Source organism: Streptomyces sp. (genome assembly GCF_036566765.1).
In the GTDB taxonomy this organism is placed as follows: Bacteria; Actinomycetota; Actinomycetes; order Streptomycetales; family Streptomycetaceae; genus Streptomyces.
This window is the reverse complement of record NZ_DATCVQ010000349.1, coordinates 1-8709: the sequence shown is the minus strand read 5'-3', so window position 1 is coordinate 8709 and position 8709 is coordinate 1. Positions and strand designations below refer to the sequence as shown.

The window sequence follows — 8709 nt, the reverse complement described above, 5'->3', positions numbered from 1 at the left end:
ACGGCGGCGAGCGCCGGGGCGCCGGCGTCGCTGCCGGACCTGGCGGCGCTGATCGGGGACCGGCGGGCGTGGCTGCGGAAGCATCCGGGCGACGACGCGTCCTGGGCCGTGCTCGGGGCGGCCTACACGGAGCGGGGCGCGCGGATCGCGGAGGCGGCGGACTTCGGGCGGGCCGAGCGGGCGCTGCGGAAGTCGCTGGCGGTGCTGCCGGCGAAGCGCGGGAACGTCGAGGCGCAGCTCGCGCTCGGGGCGCTGGCCAACGCGCGGGGCGACTTCGCGCAGGGGCGGGCGTGGGGCGAGCGGGTGCGGAAGCTGAAGCCGAAGCGCTGGGCCGCGTACCCGGTGCTGATCGACGCGTACAAGGGTCTTGGCGACTACAAGTCGGCGCAGAAGGCGATGACGGCCCTGGAGGGGCTGCGCTCCGGCACGGCGGTCCTCGACCGCGCGGCGCAGATGAACCGGGACCGGGGCTGGCGCGAGGACGCGGGCGCGGCGGCGCTGGAGGCGGCGGCGTACGCGGACACTCCAGTGCAGAAAGCGGCCTGTCTGTACCGGCTCGGCGAGCTGGCGTGGGAGCGGGGCGAGCCGGCCGAAGCGGTGGCGCAGTACACCGCGGCGCTGCGGCTGGTCCCGGCGCACGGTCCCGCGCTGGCGGGGCGGGCGCGGGCGCTCGGGGCGCAGGGGCGCACGGCGGAGGCGTTCCGGGACTACCGGGCGGCGCTGGCGGCGATGCCGCTGCCGGAGTACGCGCTCGAGGCGGGCGAGTTGTACGAGGCGGAGGGGCTGGACGGGGACGCGGCGACGGCGTTCGAGACGCTGCGCGCGCGGACGACGGAGGCCGGGTCGTACGGGGTGAACGGGGCGCTGGTGCTGGCCCGTTACGAGGCGGACCACGACGAGGCGGCGGACGCGGTGCGGCGGCTGCGCGCGGAGTGGGCGCGGGGGCACCGCTCGATGGAGGTGGCGGACGCGCTGGGCTGGGCGCTGTACCGGACGGGCGAGGCCGAGGAGGCGCTCCCGTACGCGAAGCGCGCGACGGACGAGGGCCGGCGCAGCGCGCTCTTCGCGTACCACCGCGGGGCGATCGAGCGGGAACTCGGCGCGTACGGGCCGGCTCGGCGGCACATCGGGGAGGCGCTGCGGATCAACCCGTACTTCTCCCCGCTCCTCGCCCCGAAGGCGAAGGAGGCGCTCGCGGCCCTCGGGGATCCACCGGAGGGCGGCCCGAAGGACCTGGAGGACGCGCGGAGGGCGCGGGAGGCGGCGGAGAGGGAGGCGGCGGAGGCGGCGCGGAGGGCGCGGGAGACGGCCGAGGCGGAGAAGGCCGCGAAGGCGCGGAAGCCGGAGCAGGGCCGCCAGACGGCGAAGCCGCAGCCCCAGGCCCCGCGCCCGGCCCGCCCCTGACGGGTGCGGGTCCGCCGGCCGTGTGTGCTCCCCCGGGGGACACACGGCCGGCGGTCGGTCAGAGGTTGCCGCGCTTGTCCTGCTCGCGCTCGATCGCTTCGAACAGGGCCTTGAAGTTGCCCTTGCCGAAGCCCATGGAGCCGTGGCGCTCGATCATCTCGAAGAAGACGGTCGGGCGGTCCTGGACCGGCTTGGTGAAGATCTGCAGCAGGTAGCCGTCCTCGTCGCGGTCGGCGAGGATCTTCAGCTCGCGCAGCTCGTCGATCGGCACGCGCGTGTCGCCGACCCACTCGCCGAGCGTGTCGTAGTACGTGTCCGGGACGGACAGGAACTGCACGCCCGCCGCGCGCATGGTGCGCACGGTCGCGACGATGTCGTTCGTGGCGAGCGCGATGTGCTGGACGCCGGGGCCGCCGTAGAACTCCAGGTACTCGTCGATCTGCGACTTCTTCTTCGCGATCGCCGGCTCGTTGATCGGGAACTTGACCTTCTTGGTGCCGTCGGCGACGACCTTAGACATCAGCGCCGAGTACTCGGTCGCGATGTCGTCGCCGACGAACTCCTTCATGTTGGTGAAGCCCATGACCTTGTTGTAGAAGGCCACCCACTCGTTCATCTTGCCGAGCTCGACGTTGCCGACGCAGTGGTCGATGGCCTGGAAGGTGCGCTTGGCCGGCGGCTCGACGACCGGGTCGGCGGCGACGAAGCCGGGCAGGTACGGGCCGTCGTAGCCGGAGCGGTCGACGAGGGTGTGCCGGGTCTTGCCGTACGTGGCGATCGCGGCGAGGACGACGGTGCCGTGCTCGTCCTTGAGCTCGTACGGCTCGGTGAGGCCGCGGGCGCCCTGCTCGACGGCGTACGCGTACGCGGCACGCGCGTCCGGCACCTCGATGGCCAGGTCGATCACGCCGTCGCCGTGCTCGGCGACGTGCTCGGCGAGGAACCGGCCCCAGTCGGTGGCGGGCTTGATGACGGAGGTGAACACGAAGCGGGCCGCGCCGTTGGTGAGGACGTACGACGCCGTCTCGCGGCTGCCGGTCTCCGGTCCGGAGTACGCGACGAGCTTCATGCCGAAGGCCGTGGAGTAGTAGTGCGCGGCCTGCTTGGCGTTGCCTACGGCGAAGACGACCGCGTCCATTCCCTTGACCGGGAAGGGATCGGCCTCACGCGCGGTGTTGGGGGTGGTGTGGAGGGTCTCAGTCATGTGCGCACCCTCCCTCCGTTCCACAAGCTGCGCAATAGTTGGCTGTTTCACTGGTCAATCTGCCCAGCGACGCGCGAGTATCGACGTACGTTCTGCACAGGATGACCAACGGGAGGCCGTCATGGCGATCGATCATCTGGACGGCCGCCTGCTGACACTGCTGGCGCAGGAGCCGCGCATCGGGGTTCTTGAGGCGTCCCGCCGGCTCGGCGTGGCCCGCGGCACGGTCCAGGCGCGGCTCGACCGGCTCCAGTCGAACGGCGTGATCCGCGGCTTCGGCCCGGACGTGGACCCGGCGGCGCTCGGCTACCCGGTGACCGCGTTCGCGACGCTGGAGATCAAGCAGGGCCAGGGCGGCGACGTCCGCGCGCACCTGGCGACGGTCCCCGAGGTGCTTGAGCTCCACACGACGACGGGCCACGGCGACATGCTGTGCCGCCTGGTCGCCCGCTCGAACGCGGACCTGCAGCGCGTGATCGACCGCGTCGTCGGCTTCGCCGGCATCGTCCGCGCGTCGACGGCGATCGTGATGGAGAACCCGGTCCCGCTGCGGATCGTCCCGCTGGTGCAGCAGGCGGCGGAGGACGAGCGGTAGGGCGGCGAGACCGACCCAGAGATACAAAGGAGTCCTTGCAAAGAGATTGATGCAAAGAATGGGTTGCAGAGACTCCTTTGCATGCCTACGCTTGTGCTCATGCCCGAATCCGAGAAGCCCGAGGCGCGCGTCCTCGATTCACGCTCGCTGCGCGGACTCGCCCACCCCCTGCGCATCCGCCTCCTCCAGGCGCTGCGCCGGCACGGGCCGGCCACCGCGTCCCAACTCGCCGAGCGGCTGGACGAGTCCAGCGGCGCCACCAGCTACCACCTGCGGCAACTCGCCGCGCACGGCTTCGTCGAGGACGACCCGGAGCGCGGCAAGGGGCGCGAACGGTGGTGGAAGGCGGCGCAGCAGGGGACGACGTTCGACGAGTCGCTCCTGAAGGACCGGGCTCCCCAGACGCGGGGCGCCGCCGACGTCTACATGCACGAGATCGCGACCGTCCACCAGCAGGAGCTGTCCACCTGGATCGCGACCCGGGGCGACTGGTCGGACGAGTGGAATCTCGCCTCCGACATGAGCGACTTCACCCTGAACATCACCCCGGAGGAGGCGCGCGAACTCAACGCGAAGATCCACGAACTCCTCGACAGCTACCGGCGGGCCACGCCGGCGGACGCCGAGCGCGTACGGATCCACCTGCACGCCTTCCCACAGAACAACGCCTGAGAGGACCGCCGCCATGCACTCCGACATCCACCTCACGCTGCACGAGCTGCACGCCGCCGACCTCCGCCGGGAGGCGGCGGGGGCGCTCCCCCGGACCCCCGTACGCATCCAGCTGGGCTGGAAGCTGGTCGAGTGGGGCCTGCGCCTGGCCACGCCGGAGCGGGCGCGCGTCGCGCTGGCGGCCTGAGCCGGGCCGCCCGGCCCGCGGGGCCGCTGAGGCCGCTGAGGCCGCCGGCGCCGCCGGCGCCGACCGGGCCCCGGCGACGACTCAGCAGCTGGGGACCTTGGCCTCCTGGCCCTGGCCGAGGGCCTTGAGAGACGCCACGGCGTCCTTGAGGGTGGAGACGGGGATCAGCCGTACGCCCTTCGGCAGCTCGGCCTCGGCGTCGTCGCACTCCGCCTTGGGCACGAGGAACACGGTCGCCCCGTCGCGGCCGGCGGCCTGCGTCTTGAGGGCGACGCCGCCGACGGCGCCGACCGTGCCGTCCGCGTCGATCGTGCCCGTGCCGGCGATGACCCGCCCGCCGGTGAGGTCGCCGCCGGCGCCGTTCCCGTCGAGCTTGTCGACGATGCCGAGGGAGAAGAGCAGGCCCGCGCTGGGGCCGCCGATGTCGGCGAGGTGAAGCGTGACCTTGACGTCCTTCGGGCTCTTGTCGAGGTAGTTCAGGGCCGCGAGCGCGGCGTCGTCCTGGGACTGCTTCATCTGCTGGAGGTTGTGCTTCGTGACCTCCGCGTCGGACTTCCCCTCCGGGTAGACCGCGGCGCGCGGCAGCACGGCCCGGTCGGTACGGAACCAGGCGTCGGCGACGTCGCCGAGCCCGACCTCGGCGCTGGGCCCGGTGGCCAGGATCGTGGTCATCCGCAGCTGCCCCTTGGTCGGACGCACCGGCGCCCCGCTGATCGTGATGACCGGCCGCCCCTCGTCCACCCCGAGTACATCTGCCGTCGTCCCCGGCTGCGCCACCGCGAACGGCAACGGCGCGAGCCCGGCGACGACGAGCAGCGCGACGACGGGCAGCGCACAGAGCGCGAGGGCACGGGGACGGGAGAGGTTGCTGAGCACGCCCCCAAGATAGCCGCCCCCGCCTGGGCCGGTCCGGGGGCGGCAGGTCCGGGCCGGAACCGGTGCCGGTGCCGCGTCTCCCGTCCCTCCCCCGCGTCCTACCTCAGCGCGTCCGCGACCTCGCGGGCCGCGTCGACCACGCGGGGGCCCACTCGCTCCGGGACCGCGTCGGCGAGCATGACCACGCCCACGCTGCCCTCGAGGCCCGTCACTCCGACCAGGGGGGCCGCCGCGCCGCTCGCGCCTGCTTCCAGTTCGCCGTGGGTCAGGGTGAAGCCGGGCTCCGTCAGGCCGCCCTGGCGGGCGGCGAGGATCGCGCGGCCCGCCGCGCCGCGGTCCAGCGGGTGCCGGAAGCCCGCCCGGTACGCCACGTGGTAGTCCGTCCACGTCGGCTCGACGACCGCGACCGCGAGCGCCTCCGCGCCGTCCACCAGCGTCAGGTGGGCCGTCGCCCCTATGTCCTCCGCGAGCGAGCGCAGCGCGGGCAGCGCGGCCTCCCGCACGAGCGGGTGGACCTGGCGGCCGAGGCGCAGCACGCCGAGCCCCACGCGGGCCCGGCCGCCGAGGTCGCGGCGGACCAGCGCGTGCTGTTCGAGCGTGGCCAGCAGACGGTAGACCACGGTCCGGTTGACGCCGAGTTTGTTGGACAACTCGGTGACCGTCAGGCCGTGGTCGGTGTCGGCGAGCAGTTTGAGGACACGCAGTCCCCGGTCGAGCGTCTGGGAGGTCTCCGCGGTCACGACGCCCTCTCCTTCGGAGTGAGTGCCGACGAACTCTCACGAAAGCTGCGAACACCGGTCCCATCGGCGACGCACGTCAGAGGCCGCCGGCGGACGGGGTGCAGTACCGGCTGCGCTCCGCGGCGGCGCTGCCACGGGGCGTTTGCTTGGCGGGGACAGTAGCGACCCACTCCGCTCAGCGGAAGACCTCGTCCAGAATCCGGGCGCGGGCGACCGGATACAGCCGGTTCACGGCCTAAGTCGGCCGGTGGGAGGACTTCGGCTGACAAGATCACCCAGGGTGTGCGGGGCGGGAGGGGGCTGGAGGAACCCCCAGGAGGGGTCCCGGAGGAACCCGTCCGCAGCTCTCTGACGGACCCGTACCGCGGCTCTGCCGAACCCGTACCGCAGCTCTCTGCCGAACCCGTTACCGCAGCTCCCGGCCGACCCCTACCGCATCCGCGTCGCCCACTCCTGGACCTTCTTGATCCGCTCCCGGATCTGCCCGCCCGTCGCCTCCGCGCTCGGCGGGCCGCCGCACACCCGGCGCAGTTCCGTGTGGATGACGCCGTGCGGCTTGCCGCTCTGGTGCACGTACGCGGCCACCATCGTGTTGAGCTGCTTGCGCAGCTCGAGCAGCTCCTTGTGCGAAACGACAGGCCGCCGGTCCGCCGGCAGCTCCAGCAGGTCCGCCTCGTCGTCGGGCTTCTTGCGGCTGTGCGCGATCTGCCGGGCCTGACGTTTCTGCAGCAGCAGCTGCACCTGGTCGGGTTCGAGCAGCCCGGGGATGCCGAGGTAGTCCTGCTCCTCCTCGCTGCCCGGATGCGCCTGCATGCCGAACTCGGCGGCGTTGTAGAGCACGCGGTCGAAGACGGCGTCGGACTCCAGCGCCTCGAAGGGCAGCATGTCCTGCTCGCCGGTGTCCTCGTCCTGCTGCTTCTCCGCCTCCGCCATCTCCTTCTCGGACTCGGCGTACGGGTCCTCCTCGCCCTCCTTCTTCGGCCGGTCGAGGACGTGGTCGCGCTCGACCTCCATCTCGTTGGCGAAGCCGAGGAGGCTGGGGATCGTCGGAAGGAACACGGACGCGGTCTCGCCGCGCCTGCGCGATCGCACGAAGCGCCCGACGGCCTGGGCGAAGAACAGGGGCGTGGAGATGGTGGTGGCGTACACGCCGACGGAGAGGCGGGGCACGTCGACGCCCTCGGACACCATGCGGACGGCGACCATCCAGCGGTCGTTGTTCTCGCTGAAGTCGTCGATCCGCTTCGACGCGCCGGCGTCGTCGGAGAGCACGATCGTCGCCTTGGCGCCGGTGATCTCGCGGATCAGCTTGGCGTACGAGCGCGCGGAGTCCTGGTCGGAGGCGATGACGAGGCCGCCGGCGTCCGGGATGGACTTGCGGACCTCGGTGAGCCGCTGGTCGGCGGCGCGCAGCACGTTCGGCATCCAGTCGCCCTTGGCGTCGAGCGCGGTGCGCCAGGCCTGCGAGATCGCGTCCTTGGTCATCGGCTCGCCGAGCTTGGCGGCGATCTCGTCGCCGGCCTTGGTGCGCCAGCGCATGTTGCCGCTGTAGGAGAGGAAGATGACGGGGCGGACGACGCCGTCGCCGAGGGCGTTGCCGTAGCCGTAGGTGTAGTCGGCGGAGGAGCGCCGGATGCCGTCGTTCCCCTCCGCGTAGGTCACGAACGGGATCGGGTTGGTGTCCGACCGGAACGGGGTGCCGGTGAGGGCGAGACGGCGGGTGGCCGGGTCGAAGGCCTCCAGGCAGGCCTCGCCCCAGGACTTGGAGTCACCGGCGTGGTGGATCTCGTCGAGGATGACGAGGGTCTTGCGCTGCTCGCAGCGGTTGCGGTGCAGCATGGGCCGGACGCCGACGCCGGCGTACGTGACGGCGACGCCCTGGTACTCCTTGCTGAGCGGGCCGGCGCTGTAGTCGGGGTCGAGCTTGATGCCTATGCGGGCGGCCGCGGCGGCCCACTGCTTCTTCAGGTGCTCGGTGGGCGCGACGACGGTGATCTGCTGCACGACGTGGTGGTGCAGCAGCCACGACGCGAGGGTCAGCGCGAAGGTGGTCTTGCCGGCGCCGGGGGTCGCGACCGCGAGGAAGTCGCGCGGCTGCTCCTGGAGATACCTCTCCATCGCCCCCTGCTGCCAGGCACGCAGCTTGTTGGCGGTGCCCCAGGGGGCGCGGCCGGGGAAGGCGGGAGAGAGATGATGGGAGGAGGTGGCGGTGGTAGTCACGGTCTCCGGTTCGACGCTCGTCCAGATATGACAACCGGGCCACCTTACCGGTGCCGTGCTCGCACCCCCGCCCCGACGAGGGCGTGGCGGGGCCGCGTGAGACGGTCCTCACAACTCCCGTAGGCGGCGGGCAATCCCCGGAATATCCGCGAGTTCGCCACCGGCGACGGCGATGACCAGGTCGTATGCCTGATCGAGATCGACGTCGCCGAGATCGACTCCGTTGACCCCGAGGAAGACGGCGGCGGCGAGCCAGGCGGCGCGCTTGTTGCCGTCGACGAAGGGGTGGTTGGCGGCGACCGCGTGCAGCAGGGCGGCGGCCTGCTCGTACAGGTCGCCGTACGCGCTCTCCCCGAACATGCGGGCACGTGGGCGATGCACGGCAGACTCCAGCAGCCCGGGCGCGCGCAGCTCTGGCACGCCGTCGCCGGTGAACGCGGTACGGGCGATCTCGGCGACCTCGTGGACGGTGAGGAAGCGGGTGCTCATGACGCTCACTCCCCCAGCCTCCGCAGCAGCCCGGCGTGCTTCAGTGCGAGCCGCATGGCCGCGCCTCGTACGCGGGCGTCCTCGGTGGCGATGTACCGCCGCACCGCTTCCTGAACCTGCTCCTCGACGCTCACCCCGCGGGCGTCGGCCAGGTCGACGAGCTCGGGCGGCACGCGGACGGTGATCTCTTGCATGCCCGCAGCGTAGGGGCGGGGCGGGCAGGGGGCGACGGAGTTTCGGGGCGCGGGCCGGGGCGGTACGTGCGGGCGGGCGGGCAGCGTCACAGGTACGGCGTCGCCGCCCCTGCCGCCGGCGCCGACGG

General features: G+C 72.5%; 10 protein-coding genes. 4 read left to right on the top strand and 6 right to left on the bottom strand.

The window, feature by feature from the left end:
- Nucleotides 1-1404, top strand: a 1404-nt coding sequence (locus VIU94_RS20445; protein WP_331913280.1) for a tetratricopeptide repeat protein, incomplete at its 5' end; no start/stop codon positions are given.
- Between the two features lie 58 nt (nt 1405-1462).
- On the opposite strand, the gene hppD is transcribed toward VIU94_RS20445, so the two are convergent.
- Complete coding sequence (gene hppD / locus VIU94_RS20440) at nt 1463-2608, bottom strand: 4-hydroxyphenylpyruvate dioxygenase (protein ID WP_331913279.1); 1146 nt, start codon at nt 2606-2608, stop codon at nt 1463-1465.
- A gap of 121 nt (nt 2609-2729) precedes the next feature.
- On the opposite strand from hppD, the gene VIU94_RS20435 reads away from it, so the two are divergent.
- The 3 genes from VIU94_RS20435 (at nt 2730) to VIU94_RS20425 (ending at nt 4062) form a co-directional block, all read left to right on the top strand.
- On the top strand, nt 2730-3203 hold the full coding sequence (locus tag VIU94_RS20435; protein WP_318106566.1) for an Lrp/AsnC family transcriptional regulator: 474 nt from the start codon (nt 2730-2732) through the stop codon (nt 3201-3203).
- 99 nt (nt 3204-3302) lie between these two features.
- Nucleotides 3303-3875 carry an ArsR/SmtB family transcription factor gene (locus VIU94_RS20430; protein WP_331913278.1) on the top strand — a complete coding sequence of 191 codons (573 nt, stop codon included), beginning with the start codon at nt 3303-3305 and terminating at the stop codon, nt 3873-3875.
- 13 nt (nt 3876-3888) lie between these two features.
- The gene (locus VIU94_RS20425) at nt 3889-4062 is read left to right on the top strand and encodes a hypothetical protein (protein WP_331913277.1); all 174 of its coding nucleotides are present in this window, start codon (nt 3889-3891) and stop codon (nt 4060-4062) included.
- A gap of 81 nt (nt 4063-4143) precedes the next feature.
- Here the strand turns inward: VIU94_RS20425 and VIU94_RS20420 are convergent, their stop codons facing one another.
- The 5 genes from VIU94_RS20420 to VIU94_RS20400 all read right to left on the bottom strand — a co-directional run.
- Entirely contained in the window at nt 4144-4938 is a 795-nt protein-coding gene (locus VIU94_RS20420) for a S16 family serine protease (RefSeq protein ID WP_331913276.1), read from the bottom strand.
- A 98-nt stretch (nt 4939-5036) separates the two neighbouring features.
- On the bottom strand, nt 5037-5678 hold the full coding sequence (locus tag VIU94_RS20415; RefSeq protein WP_318106562.1) for an IclR family transcriptional regulator: 642 nt from the start codon (nt 5676-5678) through the stop codon (nt 5037-5039).
- A 429-nt stretch (nt 5679-6107) separates the two neighbouring features.
- A complete protein-coding gene (locus tag VIU94_RS20410) occupies nt 6108-7898 on the bottom strand; it encodes a DEAD/DEAH box helicase (RefSeq protein ID WP_331913275.1) in 1791 nt (596 codons plus the stop codon).
- 108 nt (nt 7899-8006) lie between these two features.
- On the bottom strand, nt 8007-8387 hold the full coding sequence (locus tag VIU94_RS20405) for a type II toxin-antitoxin system death-on-curing family toxin (protein WP_331913274.1): 381 nt from the start codon (nt 8385-8387) through the stop codon (nt 8007-8009).
- Between the two features lie 5 nt (nt 8388-8392).
- The coding region (locus VIU94_RS20400) for a ribbon-helix-helix domain-containing protein (protein WP_331913273.1) at nt 8393-8709 on the bottom strand (317 nt) is incomplete at its 5' end.